Source organism: Flavobacterium amnicola (assembly GCF_004122165.1).
Taxonomy (GTDB): Bacteria; Bacteroidota; Bacteroidia; order Flavobacteriales; family Flavobacteriaceae; genus Flavobacterium; species Flavobacterium amnicola.
In genome coordinates this window covers 561,087-582,485 of sequence record NZ_SBKO01000001.1, presented here as the reverse complement: position 1 = coordinate 582,485, position 21,399 = coordinate 561,087, and the positions used below count along the sequence as shown (strand labels likewise).

Genomic DNA, 21,399 nt, shown 5'->3' with positions numbered 1-21,399 from the left:
GTCATTGCGAGTTTGGCGAAGCAATCGTTATGATTTTTCGATAAAATTCTTTACTAACTGATGTGCCTCTTCTTTTGCCACATCCAAATCGTAATTTTTTATGATTACGTCAAATTGTGGTGCGGTAGCCAATTCTACGTGTGCTTTGGCAATACGCATGTTGATTTTATCATCACTTTCGGTAGAGCGTTCTTTTAAACGGCGTTTTAATTCGTCTACACTCGGAGGTTTTACGAAGACGGCAAGGGTTTGCTCCGGGAATTTCGATTTGATACGCAGTCCACCTGCCACATCAATATCGAAAATAACATTTTTACCCAAAGCCCAAATGCGTTCTACTTCGGTTTTTAAAGTGCCGTAAAAGTTATCGCGATATACTTCTTCCCATTCTACGAAATCTTCCGCTTTGATGTGTTGTTTGAAATCATGAATTGACATGAAATAATAGTCTTTGCCTGAAATTTCTTCGCCACGCGGGGCACGTGTTGCCGCCGAAATGGAGAATTCTAAATTCAATTCGTCAATTCCCAATAAATGTCTTACTATAGTAGTTTTTCCGGAGCCTGATGGCGCCGAGAAAACGATTAATTTACCTTGTTTCATTACAGTGTTTTTTTGCCACGAATGATTAAAGATTGATTCGTGTATTCGTGGCTAAATATTATAATACATTAAGAACCTGCTCCTTAATTTTTTCCAACTCATCTTTCATTTGCACTACTAATTTTTGCATTTCAGTATGGTTGGATTTAGATCCCATGGTGTTGATTTCACGTCCCATTTCTTGGGTAATAAAACCTAATTTACGGCCGTTGGCTTCTTTTCCGTTTAAGGTTTCAATAAAATAATCCAAGTGATTTCCCAAGCGAACTTTTTCTTCGGTGATATCATATTTTTCAAGATAAAAAATCAGTTCCTGTTCGAAACGATTTTCATCTACGTTGGTTTTTAATTCCTCCAATGCGGTACGCAATCTGTTTTTAACCGTATCTACTCGTTCTGCATCATAGGAAACGGCTTCGTTCATCAGGGAGCGAATATTGTTTATTCGGGTATTGAATTCCGTTTCTAATGACAGTCCTTCATCTTTTCTGAATTGATTGATCGCTACCAGTGCTTCATTAATTACCATTTGAATATGTTTCCATTCGTTTTCGTCAATTTCGTCACGTTCTGTTTTTAACGCATCAGGCATACGAACGGCCATTTTCATTAATTCAGTGTTATCGGCGTCGGGTAAAATGTCACGCATTTGAGCGATATACGCTTTTACAATGGGCGCATTCACTTTGGTGGAAGTTTCCTCACCAGTTACTTCGATGTACAAGGAGAAATCTACTTTTCCACGTTCTAATTGTTGTGAAATTTGGTTGCGTAACCCCAATTCCATTTCACGATACACCGAAGGCATTCTTGTATTTAAGTCTAAACCTTTGCTGTTTAAGGATTTGATTTCTACTGTTATTTTTTTGGTTGGTAATTGCAAAGTTGCTTTCCCAAAGCCAGTCATCGATTGTATCATAGTTGTAAAATAAGGCGTAAAGATAAATAAAAGTTTGGAGTCTGTTAAATTGCAATAATCAATGTCAATTGCAATGAAAATTATTCGTGAATTCGGGGCTTAATAGTTACCAAATACACCCCAACAAAAATTAGTAAGGCCGAACCAATTTTCACCCAACTCAACTCGTCTTTTCCCAATCCGATGGCAAAAATGGAAGCGAATAAGGGCTGTAAATAGATAAACACCGCTACCGTAGTGGGTTTTAATTCTTTCATCGAAAGTAGATTCAATAAATAAGTCAAGAAGGTGGAAAAAACGACCACAAAACCAATTTTAAGATAAGCAGAAGATGGAACTGTTGCCCATTCTACCGCTTGAAATTCATTCCATCCAAACGGGATCACCATCAAAAAGCCAAAGAAATAAATCCATTTTACAAAAGAAAGTGCCTTGTATTTGTCCATTAACTTTTTCACGATGATAAGGTAAAAACCATAGGAAACCGCATTAACAAATACGAGAATATTTCCTAGCGTAGCATTCGGAGCATTGATCATCGATTTTCCATAAAGTATCAATGTAATAGTACCCGCAAGACCCAAAAGTATTCCGATGATTTTGCGGTTTTCCATACGTTCTTTAATCAGAATGGCGGATAAAACCAATACAATCATAGGGGTGGTCACCATCAAAACGGCACCCATAATAGGAGAAGTATAACTCAGTCCTTTGAAAAAAGTAAGCATGTTGAAAGCAATACCAAAGAAAGAAGCGGCGATGATTCTTGGGAAATCTGCTTTTTCAATTTTTTCAGTTTTGACAAACAAAGTAGCCAACCAAAATAGCAACATCGAGCCTCCAACCCGCAAGAAAATAAATCCGAAAGCATCGATATGTTTGGGCATTACATCTTTAGCAATGGTAAACGTTACTCCGTAAATAATGGAGACTAAGGTTGCGGCTACTAGCGCCCAATTTCTTTTAGACACTTTGTAAGGCTTTCGTTAATTTTAGAATATTGGGTTGTGTATTGCCAATGAAAATTTCATTGTTAAAAATAACAACGGGACGGCTCAAGAAGGTATAATGTTCTAAAAGGTATTTTTTAAAATCGGCTTCTTGAAGGTTTTTGTTTTTCAAATCCATCGATTTGTACAACTGTGCTTTTTTACTGAACAGCGCTTCGTAACTACCGGAAAGTTGGTACATTTCTTCTAAATCGGTTTCTGAAATTGGATTTTGACGAATATCGATAAAAGTTAATGTATCGGTATTGGGCAATGATTTGATGATTTTACGACAGGTGTCGCATGAAGCAAGAAAATATATTTTGTTCATTAGGATGTTTTTAAGTCGTTCACATTGCAAAAGTACGGTTTTCGTTAAAATAGATTTAAATTAAATGTTCGAGTTTCATTAAAGCCAATTATTCTCTTTATTTTTGAGTAAATTTTTTACAGATGGGTGTTTTTACAAAAGAAATTTCAATTCGTTGGTCTGACTTAGATCCGAATTTTCATATGCGACACAGTGCTTATTACGATTTTGGAGCACAACACCGTATTGAAGTTTTAGAGCAACATGGTCTCACAATGAAACTGATGCAACAGCAGCAATTTGGTCCGATTTTGTTTCGCGAAGAATGTATTTTCAGAAAAGAAATTCATCTTAATGACACCATAACCATTAGTACAAAAATGGGGAAAATGCGAGCAGACGCTTCTCGTTGGACCATTGTTCACGAATTAAAAAACGACAAAGAAGAGCTTTGTGCGGTAATCAGTGTTGATGGGGCTTGGATGGACACCAAGCTGAGAAAATTGGCAACACCAACTCCTGAAATTGTACAAGAAGTCATGAATGCTTTTCCTAAAACAAATGATTTTGTAACCTTATAAACAAAATGATGCAATCAACTTTTGAAATCAACCACACCAGCAGAAAAATGCTGTTACAATTTTTAGAAAACCACACTTTGGAACAATTGAATAAAATACCCGAAGGATTTTCGAATAACCTAATTTGGAATATTGGTCATATCGTAACGGTACAACAAATGCTGGTGTATAATTTATCTGGTTTGCCGATGATGATTTCAGATGAAATGGTAGAAACTTATAAAAAAGGCACAAAACCAGAAGGAGAAATTACTCAGGAAGAAGTAAACGAAATCAAAGAATTGTTGTTTTCGACATTAGAGCAAACCAAAGAAGATTTCGCCAACGATATTTTCGGGGAATACATGGAATTCACCACAGGTGTTGGTTTTGTCATAAAAAATGCAAAAGCCGCGATGGAATTTAACAACTACCACGAGGCTTTACACACCGGGATTATGATGCAAATTCGTAAGTTTTTATAAGTATCAAATCACTTTTTTAGAATAAATTTGTAAAAAAAATAAGTAGAATGAAATTCAATACAAAAACCATACATGGTGGGCAACACCATGACCCAAGCACAGGAGCAGTAATGCCTCCGGTGTATCAAACGTCAACGTTTGTACAAACCAGCCCAGGAAAACCATTAAATCCAGAGTATGAATATTCTCGTGCGGCCAACCCGACACGAACGGCTTTGGAAAATGCGTTGGCAAGTATCGAAAATGGAGCAAGAGGATTGGCCTTTTCATCAGGTCTTGCAGCGACAGATTGTTTGCTTCGCTTGTTTAAAGCAGGTGATGAAATCATTGCCATGGACGATTTATACGGAGGTACTTATAGGTTGTTTACTCGTTTGTATAAAGACAGTGGAATAAAATTCCATTTTGTAGATATGAACGATTTGGATGGCTTCCAAAAGTTGATCAATGAAAACACTAAATTGGTTTGGGTAGAAACCCCTACCAACCCGTTAATGAAATTAGCCGATATTGAGGCTATTGCACAAATCACTAAAAAACACAACATTTTGTTTGCGGTTGACAATACGTTTGCAACTCCATACCTGCAAAAACCCTTAGATTTAGGAGCTGATATCGTAATGCATTCGGCGACCAAATATTTAGGAGGGCATAGTGATGTCATTGCAGGTGCCTTGATCATTAAAGATAAAGCGTTAGGGGAAGAATTGCATTTCAAACAATTTGCAACAGGAGCAACGTTAGGTCCACAAGATTCGTTCTTGGTATTAAGAGGAATTAAAACGTTACACTTACGCGTACAACGTCATTGTGAAAACGGAGCAAAAGTGGCCGAATTTTTACAAAACCATCCAAAAGTGGAACGTGTGTATTACCCAGGTTTGGAAAACCATCCGTTTCATGAAATTGCCAAAAAACAAATGATTGGTGGTTTTGGAGGAATGGTAACTTTTACTTTTAAAACCGGTAAAAAAGAAGATGCCATTTCGTTTTTAGAAAAAGTAAACGTGTTTACTTTGGCAGAATCATTAGGAGGCGTAGAATCATTAGCGAATCATCCAGCGTTAATGACCCATGCTTCGATACCAGAAGACAAACGAAAAGAAATCGGAATTACGGATGATCTAGTTCGTTTGAGTGTAGGAATTGAAGATGTAGAAGATTTAATAGAAGATTTAAAGCAAGCCTTAGCTTAATAATAAAAAACCCGAGAAATTTCTCGGGTTTTTTATTGTCTTTATGTTTTATTAAAAAAGATTAATCTAAATAATAAATGTAACCAAAATTTAACCAAACATTCCAGTCGTTTGATTTGTTTTCTGGATATAAGGTTGGATTAGGATTTAAACCATCCACCCAGTTGGAAAAATAATATTGCCATCTCAAATCAACAATTAAATCCGAAAGTGGAGTTAATTTGTATCGTGTTCCAACACTAGTTACAATAGACCAAGTACTTCCATTGTCGTTAGAAAATCCGTGTTTTTTTCCTTCAGAAGGTGCCCAGTATTTAGAGGTGATATTGTCTTCGTTTAAAAGTTGTCCATCCCCATAATCGGTAGAAACCGATGGAGAATAGAAATTATAATGTGCTCCTAAACTACCAAATGGCGCCCAACTTCCTGTTGAAGCTGTAAAATCTCTTATGCTTAAAGGATAAAATTCAATTTGCATACCTATATCGGTTACCGAAGTAGAACCTTTCATAGCTTTAATTTGTTTAGCTGTTTCTGATTTTGCTACTTTTTCAGGAGTTACCCATTTTCCAAAATGCTCAAGATTTGTTTTGTTAAATGAAAGTTCACTTCTCAACTTAAAGTGATCATTAAAGTATGTTTCAGGAGTATAACAGTTACAGTCAGCGCGATAAGAGAAATTTAAATAATGTATCAAACCAATTCCGAAACCAGTATTACCCGCATTCGTTTTAAAATCGTGCCTAACACCATAGTCAGATTGAAAGGCTACTGGACCAGTAATAAGACCTACTTCATGTGAAAATCCATACTGGGCAATACTTAAATTGCTAAAAAAGAAGGTTAAAATGACTAACTTGATTAACTTGGGCATGACGTATTGTTTAATTCATTAAGGAACAAATATATAAAAACATCATTCACATCAAAAAGAAAATTTAAAAAATAAAGAATAATATTATATAAACAGATAATTTTTTTAGGTGCAAATATTAGATAAAATGTATATTTGTACTTCCAAACGAAATCGTTTTCTTAAACGTAATTAAAATTAAAAATATTATGTCACAAAGTATTGATGCTTTTGTTGAAGCAGTAGCTAAAAACAACCCTAATGAACCTGAATTTTTGCAAGCTGTACAGGAAGTTGCAGAAACGGTGATTCCATTCATTGAAAAAAATCCAAAATACCAAGGTAAAATGTTACTTGAGCGTATGGTTGAACCAGAAAGAGTAATGATGTTCCGTGTGGCTTGGATTGATGATAAAGGTCAAACACAAGTAAATAAAGGATACAGAATCCAAATGAATTCTGCGATTGGTCCATATAAAGGGGGATTGCGTTTTCACCCTTCAGTTAATTTAAGTATTTTGAAATTCTTAGCGTTCGAGCAAGTATTCAAAAACTCTTTAACTACATTGCCAATGGGTGGTGGAAAAGGGGGATCTAACTTTGATCCTAAAGGAAAATCAGATGTAGAAATCATGCGTTTTTGTCAAGCTTTCATGACAGAATTAGCGCGTCACATTGGAGCTGATACTGACGTTCCAGCCGGAGATATCGGTGTAGGAGGAAGAGAAGTTGGGTATATGTTTGGTCAATACAAAAAATTACGTAACGAGTTTACAGGAGTTTTAACTGGTAAAGGAATCACTTTTGGAGGTTCTTTAATCCGTCCTGAAGCTACAGGTTACGGAGATGTGTACTTTGCTTACAACATGTTAAAAACAAAGGGTCAAAGTTTTGATGGTAAAACAGTTGTGGTTTCTGGATCAGGAAACGTTGCGCAATATGCTGCTGAAAAAGCAAGACAATTAGGAGGTAAAGTTGTTACTTTATCCGATTCATCAGGATATATTTATGATGCTGAAGGGATCGACGAAGAAAAATTAGCGTATGTAATGGAAATCAAAAACGTAAACTACGGTCGTATTTCTGATTACCTTAAAAAATATCCAAACGCTAAATTCGTTGAAGGAAAACGTCCATGGGAAGTAAAATGTGATATCGCATTACCATGTGCTACGCAAAACGAATTAAACGGTGACGATGCTAAAACTTTAGTAGCTAACGGATGTATCTGTGTAGCAGAAGGAGCTAACATGCCATCTACACCAGAAGCAGTTCTTGAATTCCAAAAAGCTAAAATTTTATTCGCTCCAGGAAAAGCTTCTAATGCAGGAGGTGTTGCCACTTCAGGTTTAGAAATGTCACAAAACTCTTTACGTTTAAGCTGGTCTTCTGAAGAAGTAGACGATCGTTTAAAAGTAATCATGAATAACATTCACCAAGCTTGTGTACAATACGGTTCAGATGGCAATGGTTATGTTGATTACGTTAAAGGGGCCAATATTGCTGGTTTCGTAAAAGTTGCCGATGCGATGTTAGCACAAGGTGTAGTATAATCTTTTTTATAGATACAGTTTAAAAGCGCTCGATTTGAGCGCTTTTTTTATTTCTGCATACCAAAAATTATAAAACATCGTTTTTATTTTATATTTGTCTTGAATTTAAATATGCAGATGAAAAATTATTTCAAAATACTATTCCTTTTAACATCAATCATTGGTCAATCACAGGTTAACTCGAAATGGAAAGGTTATTTTTCATTTAATGCAATTAAAGATATTTCAATGGGTAGCCAAAGCGTTTTTGCCGGTACCGAAAATGCCTATTTTACCAAAAACACACTAACGGGAATAGAAAAAACAACCACAACAGTAGAAGGACTTTCCGGCGAAAACATCACACAGATTCATTATAGTAAAGCCTATAATAAAACAATTTTAGGGCATGCCAATGGATTGATAATTGTTATCAATGAGGTTGATGGAAGCATGTTGAATGTAGTTGATATTATCAACAAAGGTTCTATTCCGCCTAATAAAAAGAGAATCAATCACTTTTGTGAGTACAACGGAAAAATTTATATCTCTACTGATTTTGGAATTTCAGTCTTCAATTTAAGAACGTCTCAATTTGGGGATACCTATTATATTGGACCCAATGGTTCTAACATCGAAATTTTTCAAACAACAGTATTGAATGATGTTATTTATGCTGTAGCAAACGGTTACGGGATATTAAGAGCTTCCGTTATAAACCCATTTATTGTAGATTTCAGTCAATGGACAATGGTTTCTAACGATAACTGGAGCGCTGTAGAGAAATTAGGAGACAAAATTATAGCGACTAATTTAAACAGCGGGTTGTATTATTTGAATGGGAATACGCCTGTTTTAATTAGATCTTTGCCCCAATTAACGAATGATGTTAGGGCAGTAGACAATAAATTAATACTTACCTCACAAAACTATATTACAATTTTAGATGATTTGTTTAATCAAACTTTGCAAATTAATAATATGCCTAACTCAACGGCAACGTTTATCTGCACCACTATAATAAACAATCAGATATATATCGGAACGAAAGAAAACGGCATATTTATGACCAATTTCAATAATCCAACTACTTTTAAAAATTTCACACCTCCGGGTCCAGTGCGAAACAAAGTTTTTGGCTTGTCTAGTTTTAGAACTGGTTTTTGGATGGTGTACGGAGACCATTCTGGATATTATAATCCGTATCCATTGGATACATTCCCGATAACAAAATACAATTCGGACACCAATTTGTATAAATCGACTGCTTTTGCAGATATCTTTTCGGCCAAATCCATCACCAAAAATTTAGTGAATCCCATCAATGAAAATCAAGTCTTTTTTGGCTCCAGTTATTCGGGATTGTTAAAAGTTGAAAATGATGCACCAACAACAATTTATAACGCTTCAAACAGTACATTAACCACTATTCCAGGACAAGTGCCTGATGATATTCGCGTGAATGCATTGGCACTCGATAACGAAGGAAATCTATGGGTTACAAATGCGATTGCACCTATTGGTTTACATAGTTTAAAAAATAACGGACAATGGCAAGCGTATAATTTATCGTGTGCTACAGGGCAAAGATTTTCAAGTTATGGAACCATTGCGGTTGATAAAAACGGTACCAAATGGATTGCGACCAACAACAACGGAGTAGTGGCCTTTAATGAAAAATACAATAACAGATGTTTGGCCATCATTGAAGGTGAAGGAGAAGGAAATCTTCCCAGTATAGACGCGCGTGCCGTAGCGGTAGATCAAAAAAATAAACTTTGGATAGGAACTACAAAAGGATTGCGAATTGTAAATAGTGTCGATTCCTTTTTATCACAAAACGCCATAGAATCTACTTCTATTATTATTTTGGAAGACAATTTGGCACAAGAGCTTATGTTCAATCAATTTATTACCGATATTGTAGTAGATGGTGCCAATAACAAATGGATTTCAACAGCAGGGGCCGGAGTTTTTTACATCTCTGCCGACGGTCAAAAAACATATGCCATTTTTACCAAAGAAAACTCTCCATTGCCCAACAACACGGTAATTGATTTGGAAATTAACAAATATACTGGTGAGGTGTTTATGGCTACCGAAAGCGGATTGGTATCCTTCAAAGGAAATGCTACCGCGGGTGAGGATAATCTTCAAAATGTAATTGTGTACCCCAATCCGGTTCGCCCAGGCTTTACTGGAAATGTAGCCATAACGGGTCTAACCGATAAAGCCAATGTAAAAATTACTGATATTGAAAGTAATTTGGTTTTTGAAGCGATTTCACAAGGAGGTACTGTGATATGGGATACTACAAATTTCAGAAAACGAAAGGTGGCTTCAGGAGTTTATATGTTGCATTTGTCTACCAGCGATGGTCTAGAAACGGAAGTTAAAAAAGTAATGATTGTTCGATAATGCTGGTTAAAACCAAAGCGATTGTTCTTAGCGCTCTTAAATACCAAGAAAAATCATTAATTGTCAAATGTTTTACACAATCGGACGGGTTGAAAAGTTATTTCGTTCCCAATGCTTTCGCGGCTAAAAAATCCAATCAAAAAATAGCGTATTTCCAACCGTTAACCATTCTGGAAATCGAAGCGACACATAAAAACAAAGGAACACTCGAACATTTTAAAGAAATTCGATTGGCCACGCCCTACAATTCGGTAAACACCAACATTGTAAAAAGTACCATTCTCATTTTTTTATCAGAAGTATTGCACCACAGCATTCGAGAAGAAGAAAAAAACGAATTATTGTTTGATTTTCTAGAAAGCGCCTTGATTTGGTTAGACAATCATGATGAAATTGCGAATTTTCATTTGATTTTATTGTTGGAAGTAACCAAATTTCTTGGATTTTACCCCGATGCTTCTGAAATTGATTTTCCTTTTTTTGATGTCCTTGATGGAATTTTTACGCCTTTACACGGCATGAATTCGTTGCCAGAAAACGATTCTTTCTTGCTTAAAAAACTCATTCAATTGAAATTTGATAGCAATCAAAAAACATTTACATCATCTGAAAGACAAATCCTTTTAAAAATTCTTTTAGACTATTATGCCATTCACCTTGATGGCTTTAAAAAACCAAAATCCTTAGAGGTCTTAAAAGAAGTCTTTTCCTAAATCATGTAAAAATCATCGTAAGTTGCTTATTTTGTCATAGTATTAACACAGAATTATTCAAAAATTAGTACTTTCGCGCATTGATTTTAGAATGCGACAAAATGAATACGAAATTTACTGAATATAAAGGACTTGACTTACCTACTGTAGCATCAGAAGTTCTTGATTTTTGGAAAAAAAACAACATCTTTGAGAAAAGTGTAACTACTCGTGAAGGAAACCAACCGTATGTGTTTTTTGAAGGACCACCTTCGGCAAACGGATTACCAGGAATTCATCACGTGATGGCGCGTGCGATTAAAGATATTTTTTGTCGTTATAAAACTCAAAAAGGATTCCAAGTGAAGCGTAAAGCGGGTTGGGATACGCACGGTTTACCTGTAGAATTAGGGACCGAAAAAGAATTAGGAATCACCAAAGAAGATATCGGGAAATCCATTTCCGTGACCGAGTACAACGAAGCGTGTAAAAAAACCGTAATGCGTTATACTGACGTGTGGAATGATCTTACCGAAAAAATGGGCTATTGGGTGGATATGGAAGATCCATATGTAACTTACAAATCCAAATACATGGAATCGGTTTGGTGGTTGCTAAAACAGATTTACAACAAAGATTTATTATACAAAGGCTACACCATTCAGCCCTATTCTCCAAAAGCGGGAACAGGTTTGTCGTCTCACGAAGTGAATCAACCGGGTTCGTATCGTGATGTTACGGATACGACTGTTGTAGCGCAATTCAAAACCAAAAATGAAACGTTGCCAAGCTTTTTGCAAGGGTTTGGAGACGTACATATCCTAGCTTGGACCACTACGCCTTGGACCTTGCCAAGTAATACCGCTTTAACTGTCGGACCAAAAATTGAGTATGTTTTAGTGGAAACGTTTAATCAATATACCTTCCGTCCGGTAAAAGTAATTTTAGCCAAAAACTTGGTTGGAAAACAATTCGGAAAAGGGTTTTTTGCAAGTACAGAAGCTGCTGATTTTGAAAATTTCAAAGAAGGCGATAAAAATATTCCCTATCAAATCGTTGCTGAATGTAAAGGAGCTGATTTAGTCGGAATTCGTTACGAACAATTATTGCCTTGGACATTACCATATCAAACGCCAGAAAATGCATTTAGAGTAATTTCAGGTGATTTCGTAACTACAGAAGATGGAACAGGAGTAGTTCATACAGCGCCTACTTTTGGAGCCGATGATGCAAAAGTTGCCAAAGAAGCAACACCGGAAGTACCGCCAATGTTGGTGTTAGACGAAAATGGAAACGCAGTGCCACTAGTGGATCTACAAGGAAGATTCATCAAAGGGTTAGGTGTTTATTCTGAGAAATATGTGAAGAATGAATACTATAACGATGGTGAAGCGCCAGAAAAATCGGTAGATGTTGAAATCGCTATCCAATTAAAAGAAGAAAACAAAGCCTTTAAGGTGGAGAAATACGTACACAGTTATCCACATTGTTGGAGAACCGACAAACCCATTTTATACTATCCGTTAGATTCTTGGTTCATCAAAGTAACGGAAGTGAAAGATAGAATGTTCGATCTTAACGAAACCATCAACTGGAAGCCAAAAGCAACAGGTGAAGGACGTTTCGGGAATTGGTTGAAAAATGCCAACGATTGGAATTTATCGCGTTCAAGATATTGGGGAATTCCATTACCCTTATGGAGAAATGACGAAGGAACCGAAACCATCTGTGTGGGTTCTGTTGAAGAATTATACAACGAAATTGAAAAAGCGATCGCTGCTGGTTTCATGAACGAAAATCCATTCAAAGGATTCGAAATCGGAAATATGGCAGAATCCAATTATGATTTAGTCGATTTGCATAAAAATGTAGTCGATGAAATCGTATTAGTTTCCGCTTCGGGCGAACCTATGAAACGTGAAAGCGACTTAATTGATGTTTGGTTCGATTCGGGGGCAATGCCGTATGCGCAATGGCATTATCCTTTTGAAAACAAGGAGAAAATCGACGGAAATCAAGATTTTCCAGCCGATTTTATTGCGGAAGGAGTCGATCAAACCCGTGGTTGGTTTTATACTTTACATGCGATTTCGACTTTAGTGTTCGATAAAGTGGCCTATAAAAATGTAGTGTCTAATGGGTTGGTTTTGGATAAAAACGGACAAAAAATGTCGAAACGTTTGGGGAATGCTGTCGATCCGTTTGATACTTTATCTGAATTCGGTCCGGATGCTACCCGTTGGTACATGATATCCAATGCAAATCCATGGGATAATTTAAAATTCGATTTAGAAGGAATTGCTGAGGTGCGTCGAAAATTCTTCGGAACGTTATATAACACGTATTCTTTCTTCGGTTTGTATGCGAATATTGACGGATTTACCTATAATGAAGCGGAAGTTCCATTAGCAGAAAGACCTGAAATTGACCGTTGGATTTTATCGGAATTACATACCTTAATTCAACTGGTGGATGAAGCCTATGCTGATTATGAGCCAACTCGAGCTACAAGAGCTATTTCCGACTTCGTACAAGAAAATTTAAGTAACTGGTACGTGCGTTTATGCCGTCGTAGATTCTGGAAAGGCGAGTACGCGCAAGACAAAATTGCCGCTTATCAGACGCTTTATACCTGTCTAGAAACGGTGGCTAAATTATCAGCGCCGGTAGCGCCATTCTTTATGGATAGGCTCTATAAAGACCTGAATGCCACGACCAATAAGGAAAGTTTTGAAAGTATTCACTTGGCAAACTTCCCCGTTTCGGTTGAAAACTTTGTTGATAAATCACTGGAGAGTAGAATGCAGAAAGCACAGACCATTTCTTCATTGGTATTATCACTACGTAAAAAAGAAATGATTAAAGTACGTCAACCATTGCAAAGAGTAATGATTCCGGTACTTGACGATGCTTTCAAAGCTGAAATTCTAGCGATAGAAGACTTGATTAAAGCGGAAGTAAACGTGAAGGAAATCGAGCTTTTAAGTGATGCTTCAGGTATATTAGTAAAGCAAATAAAGCCTAATTTTAAAAATTTAGGACCACGTTTTGGTAAAGATATGGGCTTGATTTCCAAAGAAATACAAGATTTTACGCAAGAACAAATCGCAAAATTAGAGCGAGAAGGCGAAATAAGTCTTGTTATCTCAGGAAATAGTGTTACTTTAACAACTCAAGATGTAGAGATTTCTTCTCAGGATATTGAAGGTTGGTTAGTTGCTAATTCAAACGGTATAACAGTAGCATTGGATATTACAATTTCCGATGAATTAAGAAAAGAAGGTATCGCTCGTGAATTGGTCAACAGAATCCAAAATATTCGTAAAGATTCTGGCTTTGAGGTAACGGATAAAATTACTGTGACAATGTTGAATGATGGGGAAATTCAGCCAGCAGTAACAGCAAATCTAGAGTACATCAAGTCGGAAACACTTACAGGAGAATTAATTTTCGCAGAAAGTATCGAAAACGGTACAGAAATTGAGTTTGATGAACTAAGAACTAAAATATTAATTTCAAAATAAGTAGAAATTATGGTAGATGAACAAATTAGATTTTCCGATGCTGAATTAGCAGAGTTTAAAGAATTGATCCAAAAAAAATTAGAAAAAGCTAAAAACGACTTAGACTTAATAAAAAGTGCATACCTAAATGATTTGAATAATGGAACCGATGATACATCGCCAACATTCAAAGCATTTGAGGAAGGAAGCGAAACCATGTCTAAAGAAGCCAATTCACAGTTAGCTATTCGTCAGGAAAAATTCATTCGTGATTTAAAAAATGCTTTGGTGCGTATTGAGAACAAAACCTACGGGATTTGTAAAGTAACAGGTAAACTAATTAATAAAGATAGATTAAAATTAGTACCTCACGCAACCATGAGTATTGAAGCGAAAAACTTGCAACGCTAATTTTTAAAATAATATTCGACTGAACGCTCCTTTTTGGAGCGTTTTTTATGAAGAATGTTTATTTTTGCAATTCAAATTAAAAAAGATGAACTTAAAGAAAGCCTATTTTGTAGTTTTTTTGGTTTTATTAATCGATCAACTTTCTAAAATATATGTCAAAACCCATTTTATTCTGGGTCATGGCGGTCAAATTGAAGTGACCAATTGGTTCAAACTTCTTTTTGTAGAAAATGAAGGTATGGCTTGGGGGGTAGAACTTCCAGGGATGTATGGAAAACTAATTTTAACGACTTTTAGAATTATTGCCGTTGGCGGAATTGGCTATTGGCTATGGCTTTCGGTTAAAGAAAAAGCCTCCAACTTATTGATTTTTGCCATTGCTTTAATTTTAGCAGGTGCTTTCGGTAATATTATTGATTCGGTATTTTATGGCGTTATTTTCAATCACAGCGAAAACCAAGTAGCAACTTTGTTTAGTGACCAACCTTATGGCACTTGGTTTTACGGTAAAGTGGTCGATATGTTTTATTTCCCTTTTGTGGAAGACTATTTAATGCCCCAATGGGTTCCTTTTTTAGGGGGAAAACAATTCACATTCTTTAATGCGATTTTTAATATAGCCGACGTAGCCATTTCTACAGGAGTAGGAATTTTGATTGTGTTTAATAAAAAAGCCTTCGGAACTAAATAAGAAGAATAATAGTATAAAAAAAAGCCCTCTTTTGAGGGCTTTTTTTATTTGTTATGTCCTGGAGCGTGTTTTTTAGCACTCTTATCGCCATAAATCTTTTTGGCTTGTCCCGGTGGAAGCGGCTTTTGTTTGACCACCACCGTTTTTCGGGTATCGTGCACATGTACGCAATTTGTTAGTGTAGTTGCTGCTAAAAGAAACAGTACCGCAAGTGAAATACGGGATAAAAATATATTTTTCATAGGTTAAGGGTATTTGGTTTGCGAATATAAACTAAAATTGAATCTCTCCTTCAGGCGTTACACAAAAATTCAATTTTACATCGTGTTCCGTTAGATCGGAAATTCTTTCTTCAGGATCAAAATACGACAAACCAATTTTAATAACATCGGGTTTGCATTCACTTAAAAACCGATCATAAAACCCTTTTCCATATCCCACACGATTGCCTTTTTTATCGTAAGCCAACAATGGCACAAAAACCACATCAATTTTATGGGCGGGTACTTCCAATCCATCAACAGGTTCCGGAATTCCGTAATTGTTGACTTTTAATTTGGTATTGTCTGTTAATAAATAATGCGTCATAGAACCAGTTTCAAAATCCGATTTCGAAACCACTACTTCTTTGTCTCTCCCAGCTAAAATTTGCAATAAAAATTCGGTGTTGACTTCTTTTTGCGCCTCAATTGGTAAAAACAAATGGAAATAGGTTTTGTCCCAAACAGGTAAATACAAACAATTGTTGGCAATGGCCAAACTGTCGTTCATGATTTCATCAAAAGTAAGAGGTTTTCGTAAGGCTTTGTATTTGGTTCGTAAATCAGCTTTTAACATGTAGGTTTTTCTTTAAATCGACTATAAAAGTACTCAAATGATCGACTTCTACGTGGTCCATAATCACAATTTTGTACCATTTATTGCTTTCATCATGTTTTTGCGGAACCAAATCGTATTTTTCTTCCAAATTTTTTGAAATATATTGGGATTGTATGGTTACGATGTTCATATTGGGCTCCCTAAAATACCGAATGTGTAAAGCATCCAATTGTTCGCACAACCACTGGGTTCGCATTTGTAATACACTTATTTTTTCGAACCAACCAAATGGACCGTAGGTAAACAAAATCATCCAAACGGCTACTGCATTAGAACCACTTCGACTGCCACAAAGTGTCAAATCCATGCCTTCGACATATTCGGCTTCTTTCGTCAAAACATTTTCAATTAATCCTTTTCTGCAAATAAAAACACCTGTGCCATAAGGTGCTTGCAGCATTTTATGCGCATCAATTGTTATCGAACTGATTTGGGGATGGCTAAAATTAATAGTACTCTTTTTATTGCTAAACGGATACACAAATCCGCCATATGCGGCATCTATATGTAATTTATAATTGAGTTGGTGTTTTTCTAATACAGTAATATAATCTTCAGGATCATCTACCGCACCAAACATAGTAGTGCCCATATTGGAAACGACAATAAAATACTTTTTACCTATTTGTTTGGCATCTGCAATTAATTTCTCTAATTCTGATGTAATAATTTTTCGAGTTTCAAAATCAACTGGAACTGAAATTCGATCCAATAGCAATAAATTAGCGGCTTTCGGAATGGAATAGTGGGTATCTTCGGAAGCAATGATGGCAATTTCAGAGACTAAGGCTTTATAATCATGCAGAAACAAATTGCGATACATCCAAATGGCCTGAATATTCGCTTCGGTACCACCAGGAGCAATATAACCATCATAACTCCCTGTTTCGGCTTTAAAAATATCTTCCGCCAAAACTTTAAGCACTTCGCGTTCTATTTCTTGTGTACCACTAAAAGCTTTTTCGGAGGAACCAATAGTGTGGCAACCAATATGATTCGGATTGGCTACATAGGTTTTTAAAGTGGGTGCATCTTTAAGGAATGGGGCATCACTATAAAAAACTTTAGTATCTAGTTTAGAAGCTGGATATCCCAAAGAAGCATCATGGGCAAAGTTGACATTTTCTAAAAGTGCTTTTTCAATACGTTCTTGACGTTCTTCTTGACTTAATTTTTTCCAAGTAATCATGGTTGTGCAATTTGGGTCAAAAGTATTGGTTTGGAATAGGATAAAATATGATAAATGTTAGTTGAGAAACATATCGATTGAATTTGTAAATTTGAATGCACAATAAAAGAATAATGCCCACACCTCTTGAACTTCAAATACAAACCTTACCCGATAGTCCCGGGGTCTACCAGTATTATGATAAAGAAGGAAAGATTTTATATGTGGGAAAAGCCAAAAATTTAAAAAAAAGAGTCGCTTCCTATTTTAACAAAGTCCACGATACGGCCAAAACGAATGTTTTAGTCAAAAAAATTGTAGAAATCAAACACATCGTAGTTCCAACAGAAACCGATGCTTTATTGTTGGAAAACAATTTAATCAAAAAACTGCAACCTCGTTATAATGTCTTGTTACGCGACGATAAAACCTATCCGTGGATTTGCATTAAAAACGAAGCTTTTCCACGTGTTTTTTCGACTCGAAAAATGATAAAAGATGGTTCCGAATACTTTGGTCCTTATACCAGTTTTAAAACGGTACATACCATTTTGGATTTGATTAAAGAATTGTATCCACTGCGCACTTGTACTTTCGATTTGAGTCGGAATAATGTTGTTGCTGGAAAATACAAAGTATGCTTAGAATACCATATCGGAAATTGTAAAGGGGCTTGCGAAGGATTCGAAACCCAAGAACAATACCAGCATCAAATCAATGCGATTCGTGAAATTTTAAAAGGAAACTTCAAAGAAAGTTTGAAAGATTTCAAAAGACTAATGACCGATTTGGCTTCGGACATGCAGTTTGAAGCCGCTCAAAAGATTAAAGAAAAAATAGAAGTACTTGAAAATTACCAAGCGCGTTCTACGATTTTAAATCCGAAAATATCCAATATTGATGTGTTTTCTATTGTTTCTGATGAAACGATGGCCTATGTCAATTTTCTCCAAATTTCGCATGGAGCGATTGTGCGTTCGCATACCTTAGAACTGAAGAAAAAATTAGAAGAATCAGACGAAGAATTGTTAGAATTGGCTGTAGTAGAACTCCGCGAGCGCTTCCATTTGAATTCGAAAGAAATTATTTTGCCTTTTGAATTGGATTTCGGCGAGAAAATTAAAGTAACCGTTCCGCAATTGGGCGACAAAAAACAAATATTAGAGCTTTCGCAGCGCAATGCCAAGTATTATCGTTTGGATCAATTAAAACAAATTCAAATTGTAGATCCGGACCGACATACCAACCGAATTATGGCACAAATGCAAAAGGATTTGCGACTTTCAGTCGAGCCACGTCATATCGAATGTTTTGACAATTCCAATATTCAAGGAACGAATCCAGTTTCGGCATGTGTGGTGTTTAAAGATGGAAAACCAAGTAAAAAGGATTACCGTCATTTCAACATTAAAACGGTAGAAGGTCCGAATGACTTTGCTTCGATGGAAGAAGTAGTGTATAGAAGATACAAACGCATGTTGGAAGAAAATCAATCGTTACCCAATTTAATTATTATCGATGGTGGAAAAGGACAGCTTTCTTCCGCTTTGAAAAGTTTAGACGATTTAGAGCTTCGAGGAAAAATTGCCATCATTGGTATAGCCAAGCGATTGGAAGAGTTATTCTATCCTGGCGATTCCATTCCGCTGTATTTGGATAAAAAATCGGAAACTTTAAAAATTATTCAGCATTTACGAAATGAAGCACATCGTTTCGGAATTACATTCCATCGCGATAAACGCAGTAAATCGGCACTCAATTCTTCTTTAGAAAGTATACCTGGCATTGGTGAAAAAACGATGGAAATATTAATAAAACACTTTAAAAGTGTCAAAAGAATAAAAGAAGCGTCAGAAAAAGAAATTTCTGACGTTGTAGGTGTATCAAAAGCCAAAAAAATTTCCGAATTTTACAAAACAAATCTTTAATATGAAAATTCAGGCAAATGGCAAAAGTCAAAAGTCAAAAATCAAAAGCAGTCTAGTTAGCAAGCTATTGTTTCTTGTCTCTTTTCTCTTTTCTCTTTCTTCTTTCTCCCAAGACACAATTAAAAAACCAAAAATAGGATTGGTGTTAAGTGGTGGTGGTGCGAAAGGATTTGCACATATTGGCGTTTTGAAAGAAATTGAAAAAGCCGGAATCAAGATTGATTATATTGGCGGAACCAGTATGGGAGCGGTAATCGGAGGTTTATATGCTTGTGGTTATTCGGCTAATGAATTGGATTCCATTTTTAGTGGCACCAATTTCGATGAACTTATTCAAGATTTTGTACCTAGAAATAACAAAACGTTTTACGAAAAACGTAATGATGAAGTTTATGCGCTCACCTTGCCTTTTCAAAAACTAAAAGTAGCGGTTCCAAAAGCCTATTCAAAAGGATTGTACAACTACAATTTGTTGAGTAAACTTACCCATAATCAAAGGCATATTCGTGATTTTAGTAAATTAAGTATTCCGTTTTTGTGTGTAGCTACGAATTTGGAAACGGGTGAGGAGAAAATTTTTAAAGAAGGCTCTCTTCCCTTAGTTATTCAAGCCAGTAGTGCTTTCCCCTCTCTTTTTTCTCCAGTAGAAATCGATGACAAACATTATTTAGATGGCGGGATTACAAACAATTATCCTGTGGAAGAGGTACTAAAAATGGGTGCCGACATCATAATTGGGGTTGATGTACAGGATGATCTTAAAAAGAATGATAAAATAAATGGGATAACGGGAATTTTTGCTCAAATGTCTAACTATCAAATGTTAGAAAAGATGAAGGAAAAAAAGAAACTCACCACTATTTATATTAAACCCGATATTAAAGGATTTTCGGTTATTTCGTTCGATAAAGGAAAAGAAATTATTAAAAGAGGTGAAATTGCAGGAATGGCTTTTGAAAATGAATTTTTAAAATACAGTTCTAGTTATAAACCGCCTGTTATAAATAGAAAAAAACAAGATAGTTTATACATCAAAAGAATTGATATCAATAAGATTCCGCATTATACAAGGTCCTATGTGTTGGGGAAATTGCGATTTAAAGAAGGGAACAAAATAAGCTACAATGATTTACATAGCGGTATTAATAACTTGAATGCCACTCAAAATTTTAGTGCTATCAATTACAGTTTAGTAGAAGAAGGGCAAAATGATATTCTGCAAGTGAATGTAAAAGAAAATCAAGTGAAAACCTATTTGAAATTAGGAGTACATTATGATGAATTGTTTAAGTCTTCTGCTTTAGTAAATATCACCAAGAAAAATTTAGTTTTTGATAATGATGTAATTTCTTTTAATACAATAATTGGAGACAATTTCAGATATAATTTAGATTATTACTACGATAATGGCTACCATTGGAGTTTTGGTGTGAAATCAACCTTTAATCAATTTGACAGAACAGGAGATGTTGATTTTAAAGGAAATGCCTTAAAAACACAATTAAAACTCGATAAATTAGAGATCAATTACAATTCAGCTAAAAATCAAGCGTATGTGCAGACTATTTTTGCGCAAAAATTCTTAATAGGAGCAGGTGTAGAGCATCAATTTCTAAAAATAACTTCAAGAAATACAAATATTATAATTCCTTATTTAGAGAACAGTCACTATTTGTCTGCAGTAGGATTTTTAAAATTTGATTCGTTCAACAATAAGTATTTCCCAACCAAAGGGTGGAGCTTTTTTGGCGATTTTCAATCGGTTATAAATTCATCCGATTACAACAACGACTTCAGTAATCTTACCATTTTAAAAGCGGAAGGAGCGATTGTTCAAAAAATATTTAAGAAAGTAGCTATAAAAATACAAAGCGAAGGTGGTTTTACGATCGGAGAAAACACGAACCATTCTTTCGATTTTGTTTTGGGAGGCTATGGATTTCAAAAGTTTGACAACTTTAAACCCTTTTATGGTTATGACTTTTTAACCCTCTCAGGAGATAGTTATGTCAAAGCGGGGGCTACCATAAATTATGAATTTTTGAAAAAAAATCATCTTAATTTTTCAGCCAATTATGCCAATGCAGGTTATAAAATATTCGACAGTAAAGAATGGATATCGAATCCTACTTTTGAAGGATATGCTATTGGTTATGGTTTGGAAACTCTCATCGGACCTATCGAAATCAAACACACTTGGTCGCCCGAAGTGAAAAAACATTATACCTGGTTTACCGTAGGTTTTTGGTTCTAATTTTTTAG

General features: G+C 35.6%; 19 protein-coding genes. 11 read left to right on the top strand and 8 right to left on the bottom strand.

All coding sequences use genetic code 11. The features are described 5' to 3' along the window. Nucleotides 1–27: 27 nt before the first annotated feature. The 4 genes from gmk to EQG63_RS02655 all read right to left on the bottom strand — a co-directional run bounded on the left by gmk (nucleotide 28) and on the right by EQG63_RS02655 (nucleotide 2,842). Entirely contained in the window at nucleotides 28–603 is a 576-nt protein-coding gene (gmk, locus tag EQG63_RS02670) for a guanylate kinase (RefSeq protein ID WP_129434135.1), read from the bottom strand. Between the two features lie 58 nt (nucleotides 604–661). Continuing rightward, nucleotides 662–1,522 carry a YicC/YloC family endoribonuclease gene (locus EQG63_RS02665; protein WP_129434133.1) on the bottom strand — a complete coding sequence of 287 codons (861 nt, stop codon included), beginning with the start codon at nucleotides 1,520–1,522 and terminating at the stop codon, nucleotides 662–664. An 80-nt stretch (nucleotides 1,523–1,602) separates the two neighbouring features. After that, nucleotides 1,603–2,493 carry a DMT family transporter gene (locus EQG63_RS02660; protein WP_129434131.1) on the bottom strand — a complete coding sequence of 297 codons (891 nt, stop codon included), beginning with the start codon at nucleotides 2,491–2,493 and terminating at the stop codon, nucleotides 1,603–1,605. Beyond that, complete coding sequence (locus EQG63_RS02655; RefSeq protein WP_129434129.1) at nucleotides 2,486–2,842, bottom strand: arsenate reductase family protein; 357 nt, start codon at nucleotides 2,840–2,842, stop codon at nucleotides 2,486–2,488. The genes EQG63_RS02660 and EQG63_RS02655 overlap by 8 nt, the downstream gene beginning before the upstream one ends. A gap of 122 nt (nucleotides 2,843–2,964) precedes the next feature. Here EQG63_RS02655 and EQG63_RS02650 point away from each other — a divergent pair, with 122 nt between their 5' ends. From EQG63_RS02650 to EQG63_RS02640, 3 genes are read left to right on the top strand one after another with little or no spacing between them, the layout of a single operon-like run. Then, the gene (locus EQG63_RS02650; RefSeq protein ID WP_129434127.1) at nucleotides 2,965–3,402 is read left to right on the top strand and encodes an acyl-CoA thioesterase; all 438 of its coding nucleotides are present in this window, start codon (nucleotides 2,965–2,967) and stop codon (nucleotides 3,400–3,402) included. A gap of 5 nt (nucleotides 3,403–3,407) precedes the next feature. Next, entirely contained in the window at nucleotides 3,408–3,866 is a 459-nt protein-coding gene (locus EQG63_RS02645) for a DinB family protein (RefSeq protein WP_317125537.1), read from the top strand. A gap of 38 nt (nucleotides 3,867–3,904) precedes the next feature. Next, nucleotides 3,905–5,062: a cystathionine gamma-synthase gene (locus tag EQG63_RS02640; RefSeq protein ID WP_317125541.1), complete on the top strand. Its 1,158-nt coding sequence runs from the start codon at nucleotides 3,905–3,907 to the stop codon at nucleotides 5,060–5,062. A 61-nt stretch (nucleotides 5,063–5,123) separates the two neighbouring features. On the opposite strand, the gene EQG63_RS02635 is transcribed toward EQG63_RS02640, so the two are convergent. After that, on the bottom strand, nucleotides 5,124–5,936 hold the full coding sequence (locus EQG63_RS02635) for a THC0290_0291 family protein (protein ID WP_129434123.1): 813 nt from the start codon (nucleotides 5,934–5,936) through the stop codon (nucleotides 5,124–5,126). Between the two features lie 188 nt (nucleotides 5,937–6,124). Here EQG63_RS02635 and gdhA point away from each other — a divergent pair, with 188 nt between their 5' ends. The 6 genes from gdhA to EQG63_RS02605 all read left to right on the top strand — a co-directional run bounded on the left by gdhA (nucleotide 6,125) and on the right by EQG63_RS02605 (nucleotide 15,162). Further along, complete coding sequence (gene gdhA / locus EQG63_RS02630) at nucleotides 6,125–7,468, top strand: NADP-specific glutamate dehydrogenase (protein ID WP_129434121.1); 1,344 nt, start codon at nucleotides 6,125–6,127, stop codon at nucleotides 7,466–7,468. A 117-nt stretch (nucleotides 7,469–7,585) separates the two neighbouring features. Beyond that, on the top strand, nucleotides 7,586–9,865 hold the full coding sequence (porZ, locus tag EQG63_RS02625) for a type IX secretion system anionic LPS delivery protein PorZ (protein WP_129434119.1): 2,280 nt from the start codon (nucleotides 7,586–7,588) through the stop codon (nucleotides 9,863–9,865). After that, the gene (gene recO / locus EQG63_RS02620) at nucleotides 9,865–10,578 is read left to right on the top strand and encodes a DNA repair protein RecO (protein ID WP_129434117.1); all 714 of its coding nucleotides are present in this window, start codon (nucleotides 9,865–9,867) and stop codon (nucleotides 10,576–10,578) included. The genes porZ and recO overlap by 1 nt, the downstream gene beginning before the upstream one ends. Nucleotides 10,579–10,679: 101 nt before the next feature. Beyond that, nucleotides 10,680–14,081 carry an isoleucine--tRNA ligase gene (gene ileS / locus EQG63_RS02615; protein ID WP_129434115.1) on the top strand — a complete coding sequence of 1,134 codons (3,402 nt, stop codon included), beginning with the start codon at nucleotides 10,680–10,682 and terminating at the stop codon, nucleotides 14,079–14,081. 9 nt (nucleotides 14,082–14,090) lie between these two features. After that, complete coding sequence (locus EQG63_RS02610) at nucleotides 14,091–14,471, top strand: TraR/DksA family transcriptional regulator (protein WP_129434113.1); 381 nt, start codon at nucleotides 14,091–14,093, stop codon at nucleotides 14,469–14,471. Between the two features lie 85 nt (nucleotides 14,472–14,556). Further along, entirely contained in the window at nucleotides 14,557–15,162 is a 606-nt protein-coding gene (locus EQG63_RS02605) for a lipoprotein signal peptidase (protein WP_129434111.1), read from the top strand. Nucleotides 15,163–15,206: 44 nt separating this feature from the next. Here EQG63_RS02605 and EQG63_RS02600 read toward each other — a convergent pair whose 3' ends face one another. From EQG63_RS02600 to EQG63_RS02590, 3 genes are read right to left on the bottom strand one after another with little or no spacing between them, the layout of a single operon-like run. Then, nucleotides 15,207–15,404, bottom strand: coding sequence for a hypothetical protein (locus EQG63_RS02600; RefSeq protein ID WP_129434109.1), 198 nt, complete (start codon nucleotides 15,402–15,404; stop codon nucleotides 15,207–15,209). A gap of 31 nt (nucleotides 15,405–15,435) precedes the next feature. Beyond that, on the bottom strand, nucleotides 15,436–15,999 hold the full coding sequence (locus EQG63_RS02595; RefSeq protein WP_129434107.1) for a 5-formyltetrahydrofolate cyclo-ligase: 564 nt from the start codon (nucleotides 15,997–15,999) through the stop codon (nucleotides 15,436–15,438). Then, complete coding sequence (locus EQG63_RS02590) at nucleotides 15,986–17,230, bottom strand: pyridoxal phosphate-dependent decarboxylase family protein (RefSeq protein ID WP_129434105.1); 1,245 nt, start codon at nucleotides 17,228–17,230, stop codon at nucleotides 15,986–15,988. Before EQG63_RS02590 ends, EQG63_RS02595 begins: the two co-directional genes overlap by 14 nt. Before the next feature lie 113 nt (nucleotides 17,231–17,343). Here EQG63_RS02590 and uvrC point away from each other — a divergent pair, with 113 nt between their 5' ends. Together uvrC and EQG63_RS02580 are read left to right on the top strand one after the other, a co-directional pair. Beyond that, nucleotides 17,344–19,137, top strand: coding sequence for an excinuclease ABC subunit UvrC (uvrC, locus tag EQG63_RS02585; protein WP_164974445.1), 1,794 nt, complete (start codon nucleotides 17,344–17,346; stop codon nucleotides 19,135–19,137). 1 nt (nucleotide 19,138) lies between these two features. Continuing rightward, on the top strand, nucleotides 19,139–21,391 hold the full coding sequence (locus tag EQG63_RS02580) for a patatin-like phospholipase family protein (protein WP_164974444.1): 2,253 nt from the start codon (nucleotides 19,139–19,141) through the stop codon (nucleotides 21,389–21,391). Nucleotides 21,392–21,399: the final 8 nt, after the last annotated feature.

Bases quoted from the DNA above. Each gene is read 5' to 3' on its own strand.
- gmk (WP_129434135.1), bottom strand. From the start codon at position 603: ATGAAACAAGGTAAATTAATCGTTTTCTCGGCGCCATCAGGCTCCGGA.
- EQG63_RS02655 (WP_129434129.1), bottom strand. From the start codon at position 2,842: ATGAACAAAATATATTTTCTTGCTTCATGCGACACCTGTCGTAAAATC.
- gdhA (WP_129434121.1), top strand. From the start codon at position 6,125: ATGTCACAAAGTATTGATGCTTTTGTTGAAGCAGTAGCTAAAAACAAC.
- recO (WP_129434117.1), top strand. From the start codon at position 9,865: ATGCTGGTTAAAACCAAAGCGATTGTTCTTAGCGCTCTTAAATACCAA.
- ileS (WP_129434115.1), top strand. From the start codon at position 10,680: ATGAATACGAAATTTACTGAATATAAAGGACTTGACTTACCTACTGTA.
- EQG63_RS02580 (WP_164974444.1), top strand. From the start codon at position 19,139: ATGAAAATTCAGGCAAATGGCAAAAGTCAAAAGTCAAAAATCAAAAGC.
- porZ (WP_129434119.1), top strand. From the start codon at position 7,586: ATGAAAAATTATTTCAAAATACTATTCCTTTTAACATCAATCATTGGT.
- EQG63_RS02635 (WP_129434123.1), bottom strand. From the start codon at position 5,936: ATGCCCAAGTTAATCAAGTTAGTCATTTTAACCTTCTTTTTTAGCAAT.
- uvrC (WP_164974445.1), top strand. From the start codon at position 17,344: ATGCCCACACCTCTTGAACTTCAAATACAAACCTTACCCGATAGTCCC.
- EQG63_RS02650 (WP_129434127.1), top strand. From the start codon at position 2,965: ATGGGTGTTTTTACAAAAGAAATTTCAATTCGTTGGTCTGACTTAGAT.
- EQG63_RS02595 (WP_129434107.1), bottom strand. From the start codon at position 15,999: ATGTTAAAAGCTGATTTACGAACCAAATACAAAGCCTTACGAAAACCT.
- EQG63_RS02645 (WP_317125537.1), top strand. From the start codon at position 3,408: ATGATGCAATCAACTTTTGAAATCAACCACACCAGCAGAAAAATGCTG.
- EQG63_RS02665 (WP_129434133.1), bottom strand. From the start codon at position 1,522: ATGATACAATCGATGACTGGCTTTGGGAAAGCAACTTTGCAATTACCA.
- EQG63_RS02600 (WP_129434109.1), bottom strand. From the start codon at position 15,404: ATGAAAAATATATTTTTATCCCGTATTTCACTTGCGGTACTGTTTCTT.
- EQG63_RS02590 (WP_129434105.1), bottom strand. From the start codon at position 17,230: ATGATTACTTGGAAAAAATTAAGTCAAGAAGAACGTCAAGAACGTATT.
- EQG63_RS02610 (WP_129434113.1), top strand. From the start codon at position 14,091: ATGGTAGATGAACAAATTAGATTTTCCGATGCTGAATTAGCAGAGTTT.
- EQG63_RS02605 (WP_129434111.1), top strand. From the start codon at position 14,557: ATGAACTTAAAGAAAGCCTATTTTGTAGTTTTTTTGGTTTTATTAATC.